Source organism: Hyphomicrobium methylovorum (assembly GCF_013626205.1).
GTDB lineage: Bacteria > Pseudomonadota > Alphaproteobacteria > Rhizobiales > Hyphomicrobiaceae > Hyphomicrobium_B > Hyphomicrobium_B methylovorum.
Genome location: NZ_QHJE01000001.1, coordinates 2,086,785 through 2,105,704, shown reverse-complemented (window position 1 = coordinate 2,105,704; position 18,920 = coordinate 2,086,785). Strand labels below are relative to the sequence as shown.

Below are 18,920 nucleotides of genomic sequence, written 5' to 3'. Positions count from 1 at the left end.
AATCGCAGCAGCCCTGCCGCACTCAAATCTGCTTCTCCGAACCACCCTGCAGACAAGAAAAAAGCGGCGGAGCTGATGTGCTCCGCCGCCTGGCAGTTTCGGGAGTAGGTTTACGAGGGCAACTTAGAATCTCACCTTTACGCCACCATAAGCCGCAAACGGGATAGCCGGAGTAATCGACCGGTGCGTACCGTCTTCGTCGAACTGGATCGGCGGAGTATCAGCCTTACCGCCAACGTTGGCTGCTTCGACGTTAAAGTACGTACCGTAGATGCCGTAGTAGTTGTCCGTCACGTTCTCGAACAAACCATAGATCTGGATGTTGTCCGTGATGTCGTAGGACGTGTGCAGGTTCAGCCTTGCAAAGCCCGCCAGCGGACGATCCTGATTGCCTTCGTCGCCCGTGAAGAACTGGTCGCTGACAGCCAGCAGGTCGGCACCGAACTTCCACTTCTGGGTCATCCAGTAGTCGAAGCCGATCTTGAAGCGGTGCTGCGGTGTGCCCGGCAGACGGTTGCCCGGCCGCACCTGGACGCAATGTGCTTCATCATCGTCGTCGTCATCACCGCCGGCACCTTCAGGGCACTCGCCTGCAAATGGGTTATCCGGTGAAGACAAGGTCAGATAATCGCGGAACGTCGCATCGACATAGGTGTAGTTGGCGTAGGCGAAGAGGCGCTGCGAACGATACTCGATGCTCGCCTCGACACCCTGCCGCAACGTTCTACCGGCGTTGAGGAAGTATCCGCGACCGTTGGAGGTCTCGTCAGCAACGCTCAAGATATCGTCGGTGTTGAGCGTGTGGAATGCGCCGACGCCCCAGTTGATCCGATCACCCTTCCAGCCGAGCTTCGTCTCGCCGCGTACACCGAGTTCCCAGGTGCGGGAGACAACTTGCTTCAGCGGAGGATCCGCCGTCAGGAAGCTTTCGATGATGCACGGATGCTCGGGATCGGCGCAGGCGATTTCAGCCGGCGTCGCAGCGCGGTTCGCTTCCGAATATCCGCCATAGAGCGAGAGACCGGGTGCCAGCTGATACGTGAGGCCAGCCATCGGATTGAAGCGATTGTAGGTGTTCGTGCCGTTCAGGAACGACAGCTCTTCTTCGCCCGTATTGTCCTTGATTTCGATGCGCGCATAGTTGAAGCGGCCACCGACGGTCAAAGCCAAACGATCCGTCAGATCGGTCGTATTGCTGAAGTATGCACCGAAGTAATCGTTCTTCGTCGTGATATCGCGCGGCGTCACGTCATCCGATCCGCACTCTTCGCCCGGCTCGATCGGCACAGGGCACGGACCTTCCGGCGGCGCCTGGAATTGGATGCCCGTACCAGCCACGACGAAGCGCGGCAGGAAGGTGCCAAGCTCGCTGTTTGCTGTGTAACCGACGCGACCGTGATCGTAGCTTGTGCCGACGGTAAACTGGTTGCGGTATCCGAACAGGCGCGACTTGTCGGTCGCCTGCAGAGCCACGCCCCAGCTATCGGCATCCTGCGATGTTCGATCGATCGATCCATAGTTTGCGGTTGGATCAAAGTTGATAGTGCCGTCAGGATTGACGCCTGCAATGCCCGGCTTGCCGAACGCTACGCCGTCTTCGATGCACAGAAGGCCAGGATTGTCGTCGCACTCCTCAGCTTCGGCGATGTTGCCGTCAACGTGCCTCTGCTTGAACCTGCGGTAGTAGGCATTGGCCGCAACCTCGAGGGTCTGCGTCGCCTGCACCCGGCCGTTGAGCTGATAGAGTTGCAGCTGGTTGTCGGTCGTCTGCGGCGACGTAAAGGTGCGGTCCCAGCCACGCTGGTTCAGCAATTCTTCGGGCGCTGCAGCCGTAACACCTACGTGGTTGTCCGCGCCGGTGAAGCTGAAGTGGAACTCCGACCAGGAATTCTTGAATCCGAGGTCAGCATAACCACGACGGATCTCCGCATCAGAGAAGTCGCGGAAGCCATCGTCGTTGATGCCTTCGAATGCGCCGTAGATGCCGAAGTTACCCGACTGATAACCAGCCTGCGTCGAAACCTGCTTACGGCCGTACGAACCGAAGCGCGTATCCACTTCGGCACCCTGATAGTTGAAGCCATCCTTCATGTTGATGGCAATCGAACCACCGATTGCGTTCAAGCCGAACAACGGATTGCCCGTCATCACGGTGATGTCGTTGATGGCGTTCGAGGGCAGGAAGTCCCAGTTGACCGTATCGCCGAACGACTCGTTGATGCGGACGCCGTTCTGATAAACGGCAAGGCCCTGCGCCACGCCGTTGACGGGCGACGCTTCAAAGCCGCGGAACTGGACGTTCGTCTGGAACTGGTTGCCCTGAAGATCGCCAACGATGACGCCGGGCACGCGGGCCTGCAGTGCTTCCTGCGGAATGACGGTCTCGTCGCGTTTGAAGTCCGTCGCCGTAACCTGCGAAACGCTGCTCGGCACCTTCGCGACCGGAATAGCGCTTCCGCTCAACGGAGACATATTCACTTCAGCGGGCGGGCCCGATGCCGTATCGCTGGTCTGTGCCGGCACTTCCTCTTCGGGCATCGGCTGCGGAGCGACGGCGACCGGCGGCGGAGCTTTTGGCTTCTGAGCTTTCTTAACGGGCTTGGGTTTAGCGTTGTTCTGCTGGATGACCCGAACTTCTGGCAAGTTCTCGGCATTTGTTCCCTGCCCAGCGGCAGGGGGCGCTGCGGGCGTTTCTGCAGTCGGCGGAGTATCTGCGGGAGGGGTAGTGTTGCCCTGATCCTGCGCGATAGCGGACCCAGAGCCACTCATGACTGCGAACATGGCAGCGGTCGCAGCCGACGCTATTAGATGACGCCTCATCCCCCGATTCCCCTTCTAAAAATTAGCGTCGCTCGACCTTAGCCAATCGCAACAACACCAATATTTCCCAAGCGGCACCCGACTCTCGGCCGCTCCCCATTACACCAAGGGACACGTTGCCGCGGACGGTCAACCCAAGCGGACAGGAGAAAACTTCCCAGCATATGTTCCTGGAGTGCCCAGTTGCCAATGTGCAACAGAAGCAAAGTGTTTCGGGAATTCGACTGGTTCTAAATCAGGAAATTTTCTCGGTGCGACGCAGCAATGTTGAGAAGCGCCTCATCAATCTCGACCGGATAAAAACTGTTCTAAATCAAAGGTGCGAAAGTTCAGTTTGCCGCATGATAACTCTACCAATTCTTGAGGTTTTGGCACTGGTCACGTCCCCACAAAATGAGTACACGCAAAGCAACAGTGCAGGCTTTCTCAGAACCGGAAACCAAGAACGTGATCAGCATTCTGAAGCGTCTCCAGTTGCCTCAAGCATTCGTGGCAATCATGTTTCTGATGGCTCCTGGCGCAAGCGCCGAGCCGGAAAATCATGAACATCAACAGCACGAGTCAAAATCGCAAGAAGCGAAAGCTCCGGAGTCGTCGGGAACATCAGTTCATCTTGAGCTGAATAAGCTCGAAGAATCTGACAAAGGCTGCCGCGCTTACGTCGTCATCAAGAACGAAACTGAGAAAAGCTTTCAGTCGTACAAGATCGATCTCGTACTCTTCCAGGCAGACGGCGTCATCGGCCGCCGCTTCTCGATTGATCTCGCTCCGCTCCGTCCGAAGAAAAGAAGCGTCAAGCTGTTCGATATCGACGGAATGGCCTGCAATAAAATCGGCTCGCTGCTCATCAATGACGTGATGGAATGCAAGTCCGAACCCGAGTCGGACTCCTGCTTGCGCGAGCTCTCGACATCGAGCCTCACGAACGTCCAACTTTCTAAGTAAGTGGGGATCGCTTTGTACGTATTGGCAGAAGAGATCGTCGGCCGGGATTTGACTATCCTTGGGCTGTTCCAGCACGCAGACATCGTCGTGAAGTCCATCATCATCGGCTTGCTGGCGGCGTCGCTCGTCTGCTGGGCGATGGCGTTTGAAAAGTTCATTCGCGTTTGGCTATTGAACCGCGAAATTCGCGTTCTCGAAACGAACAGCTCAAAAGGCACGTTGCCCGCGTCGCGCTCCAACGGATTGGTTCGCGCCGTTGGTGAAGCAGCACGCACCGAATGGAACGAAGGCGTTCACGACGGTACGAGCGGTGAAATTCGAGACCGCCTGGAAATTGCCATGCGCGCCGCATCCAAACGTCAGCTCAAGAACATCGAACAGGGACTTCCGTTCCTCGCCACGCTCGGTTCGGCAGCTCCGTTTATCGGCCTTTTCGGCACTGTTTGGGGCATCATGAACTCCTTCACCGCCATCGCGCAGTCGAAGGATACGAGCCTCGCGGTCGTCGCACCCGGTATTGCTGAAGCGCTGTTCGCAACCGCCGTCGGTCTGGCCGCCGCTATTCCTGCCGTTATTTTCTACAATCAGATTACTGTTGCGCTTGGCCGCGCCTCTGATCGCGCCACGCCCGCAATTGTCGGTTTGGCGCGCTCGCTATCGCGCTCAGGAGTCGGGAGCGCAAACTAATGGGCATGTCGGTTCCCAGCGGTGGCGGTGACGACGAGAACGGTTACAAGCCGTTGGCAGAGATCAACGTGACGCCGTTCGTCGACGTGATGTTGGTGCTACTTATTATCTTCATGGTGGCCGCGCCGTTGATGGTTCAAGGCGTGCCGCTTGAATTGCCGAAGACGTCGGCGTCGAAACTTGGCGCCATCAAGAAACCGATGGTCGTCTCAATGTCGACCGATGGAAAACTTTATATTCGCGACGAGGAAGTTTCCTCGGGAAGTCTCGTTTCGCGCCTGATGCAGATCAAGTCGCAAGAGGGCGACGGTGTGGTCTACGTCCGGGCCGATCGAAAAATGGCTTACGGCGATGTCATGGAACTGCTTGGGCGTGTCGGAGAGTCGGGCTTTGCCCGCGTCTCTCTGCTCTCACAGCCAGCACCTTCCGCGCAGAGCGCCAACTAACCTGACGGGCGGCGTATGAACTGGTTACGAGCGGCAGCGGTTCTGTTGTCCCTATTGATCCACGGATCAATTGGATACGCCATGCTGCCTGCTTCCAATCATGCGGACATGTCGCTCGATGTCGGCGAAGGCACTGACATCGTCCTCGTTGAACAAGGCATCGCAACCGAAGGCATTTCCAAGCTCGGCGATGCGCTCGAAACCATCGAGACGGCGGAAGTCGTTCCCGTTCAGCAGACGGCGCCACCACCGCCGCAAGAGGTGAAACCCGACGAGTTGCAGGACGTCATCGTGTCCGAGGCGAGCACCATCGTGCAGGACATCGTCAAGACCGAGCAACCTCCGCCGCCGAAGCCGGTCGAGCAGGAGGTCGTAAAGACCGAGCAGCCCCCGCCGCCGGAAGTCCTGCCGCCATCGCCCGACGAGGTGCAGACGCAATCGCAGCCTGAGCAGGTCGCGATCGTCACCGAGCAGAGTTCGGGCGAAGCCCAGTCGGGCGGTGACGCAAAGCTGTTCGGCCGCTACCTCGGCCAGATCAACGATCACGTCCAGCGCGCCAAGGTGAACCCGCGATCGACGGTTGCTGGCGTCGTTGTCATGCGCTTCACGATCGACACAGACGGCAAGCTGCTGTCGAAGGAAATCGCCACAAGCTCGGGCTCCAAGGTGCTCGATGACGCCGCTCGCGCCGCCCTGGATCGCGCCGCGCCGTTCCCGCCGATCCCGCCTCAGGTCAGCGTCAAACCCTTGGCCTTTACCCAGCCGTTCAAATTCATCATGCGCTAACCAAAGCTTGTTAGCTTTGCGCGCTTCCATGCTTCCCCTCGGGGTAAATTTTTCAAAAAATTTATTTATTAACTGTCTTGCAACGATGGCCCCGGTTTGCCCGGTCCGGCCCAAGGCTGATGGCGGGAATTAACCGACGATTAGTCTACTCGATAATAGAGTGAACCGTTAACCGAGCACCGCTCTAGGCTGCACTCGATGCACTTCGGATCTGCCCCTAACTCGAAGCCGAACTCGCTGATGGATGAATACGCCGCGTTGCTGAGCGACGCCGTTCTCCGTCATCGCGCCCGTGTAGCCGAACACACGGCCCGCCTTGAAGCCGAACTGGCGAGCAAGGTGAAGTCCGAATTCATCGCCAATATGAGCCACGAGCTGAAGACCCCGCTGAACACGGTCATCGGCTTCTCCAAGCTCCTCACGCAGCACGAGCACAAGCGCCTGGGCGATCAGGAGATCGTCGAATACGCAACGCTCATCAATTCTGCTGCCGGCCAGCTTCTCGCGATCATCAACGACATTCTCGACATTTCGAAACTGCAGAGCGGAAAGCTCGCGCTCGACACCAAGGTGCTCGATCTCGAAATCGTGCTGACTGACATTCTCGCGACGATACAGAAGCAGGCGCGCGACTCGAACCTCTCTCTCAGAATCGCGCTTTCGCCCGACCTGCCCTTCGTGCGCGCCGACAACACAAAGCTGAAGCAGGTATTCAGCAACCTTCTCTCGAACGCGCTGAAGTTCACACCCGAAGGCGGCACGATCTCGGTGAACGCCACGACCACGGACGACGGCGACGCCCGCGTTGTCATCGCCGACACCGGCGTCGGCATGACGAGCGAGGAAGTCCAACTCGCGCTGATGCCATTCGGCCAAGCCGATGGCAGCCGCACGCGCTGGCGCGAAGGCGCTGGCCTCGGCTTGCCCATCGCTCATGCACTTGTCGAACTGCACGGCGGCGCACTCGAAATCCGTTCCCAGAAGGGCTCAGGCACCGAGGTCGTTATCTCGATCCCGAACAAAGATAAGAACATCCAGTCTGCCGCGGTGAAAAGCACCGGCGCGCGGAACTCGACGACCTAAGCGCGGACGGAAACCACACTATGATTGGCAATCCGCTCAGTGATGAACATCGCGACCCTTCGTTCGGGCGCATCGTTTCCGTCACGGGCTCAAAAGCGATCGTCCTGCTCGACAACGCGAATGACGCACATGGCCGCCGCCGGCGCATCCGCCCCGAAATGGGCACGCTGCTCGCAATCGAAACGCAAAATACGTTGGCGCTCGCCGTCGTTTCGGCACTGAGCGTTCCGGTTCCGTCGCAAGGCGAAGGTGATGGCGAAGTCTGGATCGCAGAGCTTGGCCTCGTCGGAGAGTTGCAGAAGCGCTCCGACAATCAGGTGCATTTTAATCGCGGCGTAACGGCGTTCCCCGGGCTCGGCGATCGCGTCCGAGCTGCATCCAAAGCGGAGCTCGAAGCCGCGTTCTGTGGCGATGCAGACGCTGCCGTCCGTATCGGATGCCTCCGGCAAGACAACTCGATCCCCGCGATGGTTCGCGTCGACGAACTGCTCGGCAAGCACTTCGCCATTCTCGGAACGACCGGCACCGGCAAATCGTGCACCACGGCGCTCATCCTCCGCTCGATCCTGGAAAAGAATCCAGCGGCGCACATCGTGCTGCTCGACCCGCATAGCGAATACGCGACGGCATTCACCGAGTGGGCCGAGGTCATTTCCCCACGCAACATGCAGTTGCCATTCTGGCTTCTGACGTTCGAGGAAATCTCCGAAGTCCTCGTTGCTGACGACGATCGCAAGACCGAATCCGACGTGCTGCAAGAGCTGATACCGATCGCCAAAACGCGATACGCCAGCAGCCGCGCAAGCGAAGCTCCAAAAACCCGGCGAAGCTTCGCCGAGCTTGGCCGCTACACTGCGGATACGCCCGTTCCGTATCGCATTTCCGATCTGGTAGCACTCATCGACGACCGGATGGGCAAGCTTGAGAACAAGCGCGATCTGACGCCCTACCGCAACCTCAAGCATCGCATCGAAACGGTCTCGAAAGACCCGCGCTATGCGTTCATGTTCGGCTCGCTCACCGTATACGACGGCATGGCACAAGTGCTCGGGCGCATATTCCGCGTGCCCGTCAACAACAAGCCGATCACAATTCTCGAGCTAACGGGCATCCCGTCCGAGATCGTCAACGTCGTTGTTTCGGTTCTCTGCCGCATGACGTTCGATTTCGCGCTCTGGAGCGAAGGCCAGATTCCGGTAACGCTCGTTTGCGAAGAAGCACACCGCTATGTGCCGGTGAATTCGACTCTCGGCTTCGAGCCCTGCAAGCGGGCCATCGCCAAGATCGCAAAGGAAGGCCGAAAGTACGGCGCGTCTTTGTGCATCGTCACCCAGCGTCCCGCTGAAATCGACCCTACCATTCTCTCCCAGTGCAACACCGTCTTCGCGTTGCGCATGTCGAACGACCGTGACCAGGCGATTGTCTCATCCGCGGTTTCCGACACGGGATCGGGTTTGTTGGAATTTCTCCCGTCGCTCGGACAACGCGAGGCCATCGCATTCGGCGATGGAATGTCCCTGCCCGTCCGCATCAAATTCGACGAGCTTCCCGCCGCGGCGCTGCCGAGGTCGTCGACGGCACGCTTCACCGAACGTTGGCAACGCCCGCTCGGCGACGAGCGCTTCCTGGATCAGATCGTCGAACGTTGGCGCATGTCCGCCGCGCCGCCGACCGCAGATCTTACGCAAAACCTCTCGATGATGGTGGATGCCCTCGGACTGCAAAACCAGCCCGAGCAGGAAACCGCGCACGAGCCACCCGCGAGATCCGTTGCTCCACCGCTCCCGGCTGCAAAACCGCCAGCCAGCTTTGCATCCGCGATGCGATCGCAACGCGCAACGCCGCCAGCCGCGCGGCAAACGACGGCAGCTCCCGACGACGCCGAGGAGGCAACGGCCTCCGTCGCAGTGTCGGCATCGCTTCGTTCACTTCGTGACCGCCTCACGCGAACATCGAATTGAACAGCGAACAGCCCGACCTTCACCTGTTCAGCTAAAAAAGTGCGGAACCGATAACGTTAGCTAGCCTTCTCGAGGCCACATCGGCGCTGTTCTTGCATCGCATCCGCGCGCAACTTAGACAGTGGTTTTAGGATTTTCGTAGGGCACCCGATGAGCACAATCTTTCCGGTTATTCTCTCCGGCGGCTCTGGCACACGGCTCTGGCCGCTGTCGCGGTCAATGTATCCGAAGCAGTTCATTCACTTCTTCAACGGACAGACGACGAGCTTCCTCGGCGCAGCACTAAAGCGTCTGAAGTCCGGCCCGGACTTCGCCGGACCGATCCTCCTCTGCAACAACGATCATCGCTTCCTCGTTCGCGAAGAACTCGAGCGCGCAGGGATCGAGGCAGAAAAAATCATCCTTGAGCCGGTCGCACGCAATACGGCGCCCGCCATCGCCGTTGCTGCCCTCGTCGCGTTGCAATCCGACCCAGCCGCCATCCTCGCGGTCATGCCGTCCGACCACATCGTGAAGGACGAAGCCGTATTCGCGGAAAGCGTGCGCCGCGCTGCCAAAGTGGCCTCGGAAGGACGCCTCGTGCTGTTCGGAATTAAGCCGAACGAACCCGTTACCGGCTATGGCTACATCAAACGCGGAGCCAGACTTCCAGGCGAAGAAACCGAAGCCTTCATCGTAGATGCCTTTGCGGAAAAACCGGATCGTGCAACGGCTGAGAGCTATCTCGCGCAGGGAACGTATTACTGGAACAGCGGCATTTTCGTTCTCGATGCCCGCACCTACATCGACGAAATCGAAAGGCTCGCGCCTGAGATCTTGACGGCAGCACGCGACGCCCTTGCAAACGCTGTTGAAGATCTGGGCTTCCTGCGCCTCGAAAAGAAAAGCTTCGCCGCCGCGCCCAGCATTTCCGTCGACTACGCCGTGATGGAAAAAACGGCTGCAGCCTCCATGCTGCCGCTCGACGTCGGCTGGAACGATGTCGGCTCTTGGTCGTCTTTGTGGGATGTCGCTGAGCGTGACGCGGACGGAAACTACGTCAAGGGCGACGCCATTCTGCAAGATACGACCGATTGCTACGTTCACTCGGAGAAGTCGGTTGTCGCAACCATCGGCGTCAGAGACCTGATCGTCGTCGACACGCCAGATGCCCTACTGATCGCCGACAAAAACCGCTCGCAGGATGTCGGCAAGATCGTCGGTCGCTTGAAGCAATCGAACCGCAAAGAGCAGGAGCAGCATCTCCGCAACTATCGCCCGTGGGGATACTTCGAGACGCTCAACATCGGCCCGCGCTTCCAGGTCAAGCTGCTGCACGTAAAGCCCGGCGGCATGCTGTCGATGCAAATGCACCACCACCGTTCAGAGCATTGGGTCGTCGTGCAGGGAACGGCGCGCGTCGTCATCGGCGAGCGTGAACAGCTCGTGCGCGAGAACCAGAGCGTCTACATCGTCGCTACGCAATGGCATCGCCTGGAGAACCCAGGCAAGGTTCCCGTGCAAATCATCGAGGTGCAGATCGGCTCATACCTCGGCGAAGATGACATTCTCCGCACCGACGACATCTATCACCGCACACCCGAAGAGACGAAGTAGCTGCCGGCTACTTCGGCGGCTCCTGCGGCGGTCGAAGCGTGAATATCCGCCCAGTGCCAGACGTCTTCGGCTCGCTTGAAGCACTGGCTTCAACGCCCGTAACTGAGGCCGGAACCATACCCGCCGCCTCAGCCTCGGCATTCGCTTCGTCCTGCTCTCCGCAGCGTTCGCGGAAATTGCGCCAGCTCACTGGAATGAATGCCAGATAGCCAAGCGTAAGCGCTGTGAGCGTCTGGTATGGATACGTGAACAGCATCGCCACGAGACCGACAGCGATCACGAAGATCGGCAGCACCCATTCTCGGCCGACGCGCTCTCCGAGCAACTTGCCCGAATATGTCGGGATCGTCGAAACCATCATGAACGCCAGGAAGAGCGTGTAGATCAGAACCGCCGAAAGAGCCCACGGCGCCTTGATCTCTTCAAACCCAAGCTGACTGATATAGACCGGCAGCAAAACGGCGATCGCCGCTGCAGGCGTTGGCATGCCGACGAAGAAATTCGACTGCCACTTTGGCTTTTCGTCTTCGAGCGCCGCATTGAACCGCGCAAGCCGCAGAGCCGATGCCAGCGCGAAGATCATCACACAGATCCATCCGCCGCTTTTGAAATCTCCGTGTCCCCACGTGAAGATGAGGAACGCCGGTGCAACGCCGAAATTCACGAAGTCTGCAAGGCTGTCGAGTTCCGCGCCAAAACGTGATGATGCCTTCAGCAGCCGCGCAATGCGTCCGTCGATACCATCGAGGCACGCCGCAAAAACGATCGCCGCAAGCGCCAGGTCATAGCGCCCCTCGATTCCCATGCGGATCGACGTCAGACCGGCGCACAGCCCGAGCAACGTGAAAAAGTTCGGCACCAACATGCGCACCGGCACACGCCGATGCCGGAACAGAGATCTTCTGCGCCGACGCCGCGTTTCGGTATCCAGAATTGGCTCAACAGGATCCATGGCAGGGTCTCCTTCGACCGCACGCACTCAAACGCATCGAACGGCGCGGCATCACTCAGCCGCGCAGCGCTTCACGCTCTGGTTCAGTTGAAAGCAGGTCTGCAAAAACGGTTTCACCCGCAACGGCGCGCTGCCCAACGCTCACCAAAGCGATCTTTCCAGGCGGCAAGTATACATCAACGCGAGACCCGAAGCGAATAAGTCCGAACCTCTGTCCTACGCCCACAGCGTCGCCGGTATCGAGAAACGTCACAATCCGCCGCGCCACCAATCCAGCGATCTGCACGACACCGACTTCTCCATGCGCCGCCGTTTCAATGACGAGCATGCGCCGCTCGTTCTCTTCGCTGGCCTTATCAAGCGCCGCATTCAAAAACGCGCCCGGCACATAAAGCGAGCGCACGATCCGCCCCGCAACCGGCGCACGATTGATGTGCACGTCAAAGACCGAGAGAAACGTCGAGATGCGAACGCGTTCCTCAGGCCCCATTCCAAGTTCAGCCGGCGGAATCACACGCTCCACCGACGAGATCTTTCCATCGGCGCTCGAAATAACGAGCCCCGGCCGAAGCGGCGTCACACGCGCCGGATCGCGAAAGAAATAGATGATCCACGCCGTTACGCCCGCCGCAATCCAGCCAATCGGCGGATAGAGCAAAAAGAACACCAGCGCCACGGCTGCGCCGATCGCAATGAATTTGTGCCCGTCCGGATGAACCGGCGACAACGTATCGAAGATCGTATCGATCAAACTGCTATTATCGGACACGTCGGGCTCCTGCGGCGCGATGTATTTTCTCGGCGAACTATTCTTTACGAGAGCGGAACCGCGACGAAGCGCAGATCGCCCTTTCCGTCTTCTAGTCTAAGCAGAACAGCTTTGCGCCCAGATTTGCGAACCTTCTCGACGCTTTTCGCCACATCGCCCGGCTCCGAGATAGCTTCCTGCGCAACCTCGACGATCACGTCGCCGGGCTTGATCCCCTTTTGCATCGCCGCGCTTTGCGGATCGACCGCTTCGACGACCACACCCTTGACCTTGTCGTCGAGCCCGTACTTCTTGCGCAGCTCGCTCGTCAAAGCCGAAAGCTTGAGCCCGATGATTGCGGCGCCCGGAACTGGTTTGCTGTCATTCGTAACGGAACTCGGCGTCGCGTCGTCGTCTTCATCTTCAAGACGGCCAACCGTCACCGGCAATGTCTTGCGTTCGTTCTTCCGCAACAATTCGACATCGACAGCCTTCCCGATCGGCGCCTGAGCGACGACCCGCGGCAGGCCGCGCATCGAGTTCACGTCCTTACCGTCGAACTTCAAAATAACGTCGCCCGCCTGAAGACCGGCATTCGACGCAGGAGACCCCGGCGTCACGGCCGAAATCAATGCGCCGCTGTTTTCCGGAATGCCAAGCGTTTCAGCAATATCGTCAGTCACCGTCTGAATTTTCACACCGAGCCAGCCGCGCCGAACCTGCCCGAACTGCTTGAGCTGGTCGACCACGCTCGCAACCGTGTCAGAAGGAACCGCAAAGCCGATGCCGATGGATCCGCCCGTCGGAGAAATGATCGCCGTGTTCACGCCGATGACTTCGCCATCCATATTGAACAACGGTCCGCCGGAATTGCCTTTGTTGATCGCCGCATCGGTCTGCAGATAATCGTCATAGGGGCCCGAATTGATGTCGCGGCTCTTCGCCGAAATGATGCCGAGCGACACCGATCCGCCAAGGCCGAACGGATTGCCGATCGCTAAGACCCAGTCACCGACCTCAAGCTGTTCGGACGGTCCAAACTTCACATCGACCAGCGGCTTCTTCGGTGTCACCTTGAGCAACGCAAGATCGGACTTGGGATCGCGGCCGATCACCTTGTCGACCTTCAGCTTCGAGCCATCGTGAAAATTGATCTCGATTTCCTCAGCGCCTTCGATCACGTGGTTGTTCGTGACGATCAGGCCTTCTTTGCCGTCGATGACGAAGCCCGAGCCAAGTGATGAGATCCTGCGATCCGAATTCGGAACGCCGCCGCGCTTGTTGAAGAAATCATCGAAGAAGTCTTCGAAGGGCGCACCCTTCGGAACCTTGGGCAACGGCACCCCGGCCGGCCCCTTCACCCGCTGCGAGGTGGCGATATTGACGACGGCATCGGAAAGCCGCTTCGCCAATGGCGCAACCGACGTTGGACCGTTCTGGCTGAAAGCGTGAGCCGTGGCGGAGAAAAGCGCCAGGGAGAGGGCGGCGGCAGCCAGAACGCGGCCGAGAGGCGCTGAAGCTATTCCGGGCATTCGAAACTCCAGGATCTGATCCGGCCAGTGCCGGCAAGCCCGGCAGAATAAGCCGGATCGACTTCGACTGTCGAAGCGCAATCCTAGCATACCCCCAAAACCCGGGAGAACTTGGGCGGAGATTATCCCCGCGCCAGCCACACCAGAAAAACGCCAAGGGCTACGGCGCCGAGCGCCGTAGCCTGAATACCGCCATTGCCGCGCGTTGCAATCTCCGCAACCACGCGCCGCGCAAGGTTTGGTGCGAGAGCCCAGAGAAGACCCTCAAGAACGAGGGCAATCCCCAGACCCGCAATCAGATCCGTCATCGAGCCGGCGCGGCAGAGCCCGCGTTATTCCGGACGTGACCTTGCGGATCCTGGAAGTACCGGAAGAATTCGCTATCCGGCGTCAGCAGCATCCGCGTGTCCTCGGGCCTGATCGCTGCGGTGTAAGCCTGCATCGACCGGTAGAACCGGAAGAACTCCGCGTCCTTGCCGAAAGCATCGGCGAAGATGCGGCTGCGCTCAGCTTCGCCATCACCTCGGATCTCGTCCGACTTCTTGGTCGCCTCGGCCTTGATGATCGTCACCTGCTTATCGGCGTTCGCGCGGACGCGATTGCTTTCGGCTTCACCTTGCGCACGAAGCTCAGTCGCCTCGCGAACACGGTCGGCGCGCATCCGGTCATAGACCTTCACAAGGTTGGCCTTCGGAAGGTCCGCACGCTTGATACGCACGTCGACAACTTCGAGTCCGAAGTCACGACCTTCCTTGTTCACCTGTTCCGCGATCTGCTTCATCAGGCTTTCGCGCTTGTCCTTCACGACTTCCTGAAGCGTCGCGGAGCCGAGCACACGCCGGATTTCCGATTCAATCAACGGTCCAACAACTTCCCGCACGCGCTCTTCGGTGCGCACGTTCTGATAAAACTTGAGCTGGTCCGTGATGCGATAGCGAGCATACGCATCAACAATCAGACGCTGCTGATCAGACGCCGTGACTTCCTGTTCCGTCGTATCGAGATCGAGAATTCGCTTGTCGAACGTCTCGACCGTATCGATGAACGGAATCTTCCATTTCAGGCCCGGCGATGTGATGACCTGCTGCGGATTACCGAACCGCAGAACCAGCGCTTGCTCGTTCTGATGCACGATGAATGCTGAGGCGTAGAGAGCGACGGCGCCAAGAACGAGAACGGTCGCGATGAAAGCAAAAAACGCACGCATCTCATCGTTCTCCTTCAGCCGGTTCGCTTACGCGCTTCTGGATCTGATCAAGCGGTAGGAACGGCACGACGCCCTGCCCACCCTGCTTCTGATCCAGAATGATCTTGTCCGCGCCGCCAAGCACTCGTTCCTGCATTTCCAGGAACAAGCGATCGCGGGTTACGTCCGGCGCCTTTTTGTATTCTTCGTAGACTTTCTCGAAACGCGCGGCCTGACCGGTCGCCTCAGCGACGGTCTGATCACGGTAGCCTTCGGCGGCTGCAAGAATGCGATCCGCATCACCACGCGCGCGCGGCGTCACCTGATCGGCATACGTCTGCGCCTGCTTGATCAGCGTTTCTTTTTCCTGAGCAGCAGCAGCAACGGCACGGAAATCACCGACGACTTCTTCCGGCGGATCGACTTCCTTGAGCTGCACCTGGTCGATCTTGATGCCCGCCCGGTAATAATTGAGCGTTCGCTGCATCAACTTCTGAACTTCTTCCTGCGTCTGCTGCCGGCCACCGGTCAGAAGAGGCTGCAGGTTGGATTGCCCGACGACTTCACGCATCGCGCTTTCAGCAACTTCGCGAACCGTCGTTTCCGGCGCCGCGATGTTGAACAGGAACTGCTCGACGCCCGTTTCGCCGGTCTTCTCGTCACGCTCCGGGCTGATGCGCCAGAACACAACAAACCGGACATCGACGACGCTACCGTCGCCGGTCAGCATCAAACCGCTGTCACGCGCACCGATAGCGCTCCGCGCAGAGCCGACTTCGATCGTGCGCTGTTGCGTAACCTTAGGCAGGCGAACTTCTTCGATCGGATACGGCCAGCGGAAATGCAGACCAGCGGGCTCCCAGCGATCGAACTTGCCGAACCGCAGAACGATGCCCTGCTCGTCCGGATTCACGCGGAAGAAAAAGCCGTAAAACGCCACGCCAGCGAGAAGCAGCATCGAGACCAGGAAGATAAAGGGCTTCGGCACGCCGCCGCCCAAGCTTCCGCCGCCGCTGCCATTACCGCCGCCACCGCCGCGCATCACCTGGCGCATGCGATCCTGGCCGCGTCTGAGAATTTCATCGAGATCCGGCGGCTCCTTGCCGCCGCCACCACCGCCGCCTGAGCCCCAAGGCCCCTGACCCCAAGGTCCGCCACCTTTACGGCCGCCGTTGCCGCCGCCTCCACCGCTGCTGCCACCGCCGCCTTGACTACTCCAGGGCATAAATCAGGGACCTCGTCTTTAGAATTTAGGGCTGAATGAGATCAATACGGAGAGCCCCTCAAATCGATCCGGGCCGAGCCCCGATACGAAATGCCAGAGGTGCACCGCTGACGAATTGCGAAAACTCGATTGATCAGAGTTTTGCGCAGCTTATAGGGCAGGGATCGACCGTTCGCAAATTCCGCTTTGTTTGGCTAATCGCAATTTGGGGCAGCCCCAGGCCGCCTTCAAGGGCGAATGGCCCAAACTCCGGCGAACTTTATTCGGTAGCGCCTGTCCGTTCATAAATGATTAGGGTCGCCGCATGTTCGTCGCGAGGGCCCTGCGGAAGCCCCTCCCGGCTGACTTCGCGCCAGACGGCGTCATCCAGCGGTGCAAAGTGCCGGTCACCCTCGACGTCGGCATGCACGCGCGTGAAATAAATGCGATCTGCAACGGGCAACGTCGCCTCGAACACGGCCACACCGCCAATAACCATGATCTCGTCGGCGCCCCGGGTCGTTCCGAGTATCCGCGCCAGCGTAAGCGCATCCGTGACACTGTCGCAGACCGAAACGCCCGCAACTTCAAACGCCGGATCACGCGTAATGACGATATTATCGCGCCCATCGAGCGGCTTGCCGATGGAGTCGAACGTCTTCCGGCCCATCACGAGCGGCTTATCCATCGTCAGCCGGCGAAACATCTTGAGATCGGACGACAACCGCCACGGCAACCCGCCGTCCCGACCAATGACGCCGTTCTCGGATACGGCAACGACAAGAGAAACCTTCATTGTACAACCATTCTAAACTGCTACCGGCGCTTTGATGTGCGGCCAGGGGTCATAACCCTCAAGCGTAAAGTCCTCATAGCGAAAATCGAAGATCGAGGTCACGCTGGGATTGAGCGCCATTCGGGGCAACGGCCTCGGCGCACGCGAAAGCTGCAGATCGGCCTGCTCCAGATGATTGAGATAAAGGTGCGCATCACCGAGCGTGTGCACGAATTCGCCCGGCTTTAATCCGGTCACCTGCGCCATCATCAGCGTCAACAGCGCGTAGCTTGCGATATTGAAGGGCACGCCGAGAAACACATCGCCCGAGCGTTGATAGAGCTGGCAGGAAAGTCGTCCGTCTGCGACGTAAAACTGAAACAGGCAATGGCACGGCGCCAGCGCCATCTTCGGAATATCCGTCGGATTCCACGCGGAAACGATGATGCGACGGCTATCGGGATCGCGCCTCAACGTTTCGACAGCCGACGTGATCTGATCGATCGACGCGCCGTTTTCCCCACCCCAGGAGCGCCACTGCTTACCGTAGACCGGCCCGAGTTCACCTTCAGGGTCCGCCCATTCATCCCAGATCGAAACGTCGTTGGCTTTGAGGTAGCTCGTATTCGTCGCGCCCATCAGAAACCACAGCAGCTCGACGATGATCGACTTCACATGCAGCTTCTTCGTCGTCACCAGCGGAAACCCATCCGCCAGATCGAACCGCATCTGATGCCCGAACACGCTGAGCGTGCCCGTGCCGGTGCGGTCGGTCTTCTTCACACCTTCCGTGCGCACGCGGCGCAAGAGATCGAGATATTGCTGCATGTCCCAAGCACTCGTGCGATTCTGGCAGGAGGTTCAACTAGCCGATCAGCCAAGACGGCCAGAACGCGAGTATAAGCACGATCAAAGAGTTGTAGACACCATGCGCGACCATGGGCGCAACCAGCGTCCCCGTGCGCTCCCGCAGAAATGCCAGATAAATCCCGATCACCAGCACCGCGATCACGCCATAGATCGAATAGTTCGCGTGCAGCGACGCCCAGAGCACCGAGGTCACGAGCGCCGTACCGAGAAACCCGAACACCGACCGTCTAAGCACCGCATAGAGAAGACCGCGAAACAGAAGTTCCTCAGCCAGCGGTGCGCCGATACCTGCGGCGATGAGCATCAACCACCACGCGCCCGTCCCCATCAAACCGACGAACGGTTCCAGATCCTGACGAACGGCATCCCCATCGAACGCATAGGTTGAGGCGCCGATCAGGGCCGCCAGCGCCATCAACGCGATCACCGACAATACGAGCGTTCGGATGCCCTCCTTCGGCATTCCGAACGGCAATAGAGATCGTCCGCTGGCACGCAGCCGGGCATCTGCAAAAAATACCAGAAGCACCGTCACGGCTTGAAATCCGAAGAGCGACGCCGCAACCCGCGCCGTCAGCAAAAACTCGGGTTCCCCAGCGCGAAAGGCACGCGGCTCGTCCAATCGAGACACGATGTCGAACAGCTTCGCTGCCCCGAAACCGGCCGCAGTCGCCAGAACGATAATCGCGGCGGTGATGACGAAGACCGCAACGACCGGCTTCCACCCAGCGCGCTCGCCCGGCTCCTGACGCTGACCTGCAAAGAGGTTCAAAATGCCGCCGCCTGGTTACAGCCGCGCATCCCATGGCCGCGCACGCCCCGCGTCAACTCGACCATCTGACAATGAACTTTCCTTGGGAGCGTAATTTCTCTCATGCGGAACCGCTTTGTTTTCTTGGCGCGAGGCATTATATTTCCTGTGCCGGCTTGCCGGCTATGGCGATAAACGCGGTCGTAATAAGCTGATCGGACCCGGGGGCGGTACCCGGCGCCTCCACCATTTCTCTCTGCCGCGCTTCGCGGCCGGCTCCCCTCCGGGGAGTCGCGAAGCGCCAGGGAATATGGGGGCGAAATAGGATCGACGAAAGTGTAAAGGACTTTGCTTTTGCCCGGCATGATACCACCGTTATCGGGTCATTCAGAATAGTTGCCAATGACAACTATGCTGAGGCCGCTCTCGCTGCGTAATGCAGCGCGACTAGCCTGAACTTGAAGCCCTTACCCTTAGCCGGGTAAGGCGCGGTCCGGAGGGCACCGGGCAACAGAAGCCCTCCACTTTACCGCCACAAGCCGTTCGGACTTGACTGAGCGGCAAAACTGATCTCAACC

Annotated in this window: 17 protein-coding genes and 1 other RNA gene; 8 read left to right on the top strand and 10 right to left on the bottom strand. The window is 59.2% G+C overall.

Annotation, left to right across the window (positions count from 1 at the left end):
- Nucleotides 1–123: 123 nt before the first annotated feature.
- Nucleotides 124–2,820 (bottom strand): TonB-dependent receptor, encoded by a 2,697-nt coding sequence (locus DLM45_RS10170; protein WP_181337004.1) that lies wholly within the window; start codon nt 2,818–2,820, stop codon nt 124–126.
- 393 nt (nt 2,821–3,213) lie between these two features.
- Here DLM45_RS10170 and DLM45_RS16525 point away from each other — a divergent pair, with 393 nt between their 5' ends.
- From DLM45_RS16525 to DLM45_RS10135, 7 genes are all read left to right on the top strand, one after another.
- On the top strand, nt 3,214–3,765 hold the full coding sequence (locus DLM45_RS16525; protein WP_246317283.1) for a hypothetical protein: 552 nt from the start codon (nt 3,214–3,216) through the stop codon (nt 3,763–3,765).
- Nucleotides 3,766–3,777: 12 nt separating this feature from the next.
- Nucleotides 3,778–4,452, top strand: a complete 675-nt coding sequence (locus DLM45_RS10160) for a MotA/TolQ/ExbB proton channel family protein (protein WP_246317282.1) — start codon at nt 3,778–3,780, stop codon at nt 4,450–4,452.
- Nucleotides 4,452–4,898: an ExbD/TolR family protein gene (locus DLM45_RS10155; protein WP_181337003.1), complete on the top strand. Its 447-nt coding sequence runs from the start codon at nt 4,452–4,454 to the stop codon at nt 4,896–4,898. Before DLM45_RS10160 ends, DLM45_RS10155 begins: the two co-directional genes overlap by 1 nt.
- A 15-nt stretch (nt 4,899–4,913) precedes the next feature.
- On the top strand, nt 4,914–5,684 hold the full coding sequence (locus DLM45_RS10150; RefSeq protein ID WP_181337002.1) for an energy transducer TonB family protein: 771 nt from the start codon (nt 4,914–4,916) through the stop codon (nt 5,682–5,684).
- A 198-nt stretch (nt 5,685–5,882) separates the two neighbouring features.
- Entirely contained in the window at nt 5,883–6,767 is an 885-nt protein-coding gene (locus tag DLM45_RS10145; protein ID WP_181337001.1) for a sensor histidine kinase, read from the top strand.
- Between the two features lie 20 nt (nt 6,768–6,787).
- Nucleotides 6,788–8,728 (top strand): ATP-binding protein, encoded by a 1,941-nt coding sequence (locus DLM45_RS10140; RefSeq protein ID WP_181337000.1) that lies wholly within the window; start codon nt 6,788–6,790, stop codon nt 8,726–8,728.
- 150 nt (nt 8,729–8,878) lie between these two features.
- The gene (locus tag DLM45_RS10135) at nt 8,879–10,324 is read left to right on the top strand and encodes a mannose-1-phosphate guanylyltransferase/mannose-6-phosphate isomerase (RefSeq protein WP_181336999.1); all 1,446 of its coding nucleotides are present in this window, start codon (nt 8,879–8,881) and stop codon (nt 10,322–10,324) included.
- Nucleotides 10,325–10,331: 7 nt separating this feature from the next.
- Here the strand turns inward: DLM45_RS10135 and pssA are convergent, their stop codons facing one another.
- The 9 genes from pssA to DLM45_RS10090 all read right to left on the bottom strand — a co-directional run bounded on the left by pssA (nt 10,332) and on the right by DLM45_RS10090 (nt 18,363).
- Nucleotides 10,332–11,276: a CDP-diacylglycerol--serine O-phosphatidyltransferase gene (gene pssA, locus DLM45_RS10130; RefSeq protein ID WP_181336998.1), complete on the bottom strand. Its 945-nt coding sequence runs from the start codon at nt 11,274–11,276 to the stop codon at nt 10,332–10,334.
- A gap of 55 nt (nt 11,277–11,331) precedes the next feature.
- Nucleotides 11,332–12,045 (bottom strand): phosphatidylserine decarboxylase, encoded by a 714-nt coding sequence (locus tag DLM45_RS10125; protein ID WP_181336997.1) that lies wholly within the window; start codon nt 12,043–12,045, stop codon nt 11,332–11,334.
- Nucleotides 12,046–12,089: 44 nt separating this feature from the next.
- The gene (locus DLM45_RS10120; RefSeq protein WP_181336996.1) at nt 12,090–13,556 is read right to left on the bottom strand and encodes a Do family serine endopeptidase; all 1,467 of its coding nucleotides are present in this window, start codon (nt 13,554–13,556) and stop codon (nt 12,090–12,092) included.
- A 122-nt stretch (nt 13,557–13,678) separates the two neighbouring features.
- Complete coding sequence (locus tag DLM45_RS10115) at nt 13,679–13,864, bottom strand: DUF2065 domain-containing protein (RefSeq protein ID WP_181336995.1); 186 nt, start codon at nt 13,862–13,864, stop codon at nt 13,679–13,681.
- Nucleotides 13,861–14,763 (bottom strand): protease modulator HflC, encoded by a 903-nt coding sequence (gene hflC, locus DLM45_RS10110; protein ID WP_181336994.1) that lies wholly within the window; start codon nt 14,761–14,763, stop codon nt 13,861–13,863. The genes DLM45_RS10115 and hflC overlap by 4 nt, the downstream gene beginning before the upstream one ends.
- 1 nt (nt 14,764) lies before the next feature.
- Nucleotides 14,765–15,967 (bottom strand): FtsH protease activity modulator HflK, encoded by a 1,203-nt coding sequence (hflK, locus tag DLM45_RS10105; protein WP_181336993.1) that lies wholly within the window; start codon nt 15,965–15,967, stop codon nt 14,765–14,767.
- Nucleotides 15,968–16,226: 259 nt separating this feature from the next.
- Entirely contained in the window at nt 16,227–16,742 is a 516-nt protein-coding gene (locus tag DLM45_RS10100) for a dihydrofolate reductase (protein WP_181336992.1), read from the bottom strand.
- Nucleotides 16,743–16,754: 12 nt separating this feature from the next.
- A complete protein-coding gene (locus tag DLM45_RS10095; protein WP_181336991.1) occupies nt 16,755–17,549 on the bottom strand; it encodes a thymidylate synthase in 795 nt (264 codons plus the stop codon).
- A gap of 37 nt (nt 17,550–17,586) precedes the next feature.
- Nucleotides 17,587–18,363 carry a CPBP family intramembrane glutamic endopeptidase gene (locus DLM45_RS10090; protein ID WP_210269823.1) on the bottom strand — a complete coding sequence of 259 codons (777 nt, stop codon included), beginning with the start codon at nt 18,361–18,363 and terminating at the stop codon, nt 17,587–17,589.
- 110 nt (nt 18,364–18,473) lie between these two features.
- On the opposite strand from DLM45_RS10090, the gene ssrA reads away from it, so the two are divergent.
- Nucleotides 18,474–18,868, top strand: a transfer-messenger RNA (tmRNA) gene (gene ssrA / locus DLM45_RS10085).
- Nucleotides 18,869–18,920: the final 52 nt, after the last annotated feature.

Excerpts from the sequence above, each read along its gene's own strand:
- DLM45_RS10155 (WP_181337003.1), top strand. The coding sequence starts at position 4,452 with ATGGGCATGTCGGTTCCCAGCGGTGGCGGTGACGACGAGAACGGTTAC.
- DLM45_RS10145 (WP_181337001.1), top strand. The coding sequence starts at position 5,883 with ATGCACTTCGGATCTGCCCCTAACTCGAAGCCGAACTCGCTGATGGAT.
- hflK (WP_181336993.1), bottom strand. The coding sequence starts at position 15,967 with ATGCCCTGGAGTAGTCAAGGCGGCGGTGGCAGCAGCGGTGGAGGCGGC.
- DLM45_RS10140 (WP_181337000.1), top strand. The coding sequence starts at position 6,788 with ATGATTGGCAATCCGCTCAGTGATGAACATCGCGACCCTTCGTTCGGG.
- DLM45_RS10120 (WP_181336996.1), bottom strand. The coding sequence starts at position 13,556 with ATGCCCGGAATAGCTTCAGCGCCTCTCGGCCGCGTTCTGGCTGCCGCC.
- DLM45_RS10095 (WP_181336991.1), bottom strand. The coding sequence starts at position 17,549 with ATGCAGCAATATCTCGATCTCTTGCGCCGCGTGCGCACGGAAGGTGTG.
- hflC (WP_181336994.1), bottom strand. The coding sequence starts at position 14,763 with ATGCGTGCGTTTTTTGCTTTCATCGCGACCGTTCTCGTTCTTGGCGCC.
- DLM45_RS16525 (WP_246317283.1), top strand. The coding sequence starts at position 3,214 with ATGAGTACACGCAAAGCAACAGTGCAGGCTTTCTCAGAACCGGAAACC.
- DLM45_RS10170 (WP_181337004.1), bottom strand. The coding sequence starts at position 2,820 with ATGAGGCGTCATCTAATAGCGTCGGCTGCGACCGCTGCCATGTTCGCA.
- DLM45_RS10100 (WP_181336992.1), bottom strand. The coding sequence starts at position 16,742 with ATGAAGGTTTCTCTTGTCGTTGCCGTATCCGAGAACGGCGTCATTGGT.
- DLM45_RS10150 (WP_181337002.1), top strand. The coding sequence starts at position 4,914 with ATGAACTGGTTACGAGCGGCAGCGGTTCTGTTGTCCCTATTGATCCAC.
- DLM45_RS10135 (WP_181336999.1), top strand. The coding sequence starts at position 8,879 with ATGAGCACAATCTTTCCGGTTATTCTCTCCGGCGGCTCTGGCACACGG.
- pssA (WP_181336998.1), bottom strand. The coding sequence starts at position 11,276 with ATGGATCCTGTTGAGCCAATTCTGGATACCGAAACGCGGCGTCGGCGC.
- DLM45_RS10115 (WP_181336995.1), bottom strand. The coding sequence starts at position 13,864 with ATGACGGATCTGATTGCGGGTCTGGGGATTGCCCTCGTTCTTGAGGGT.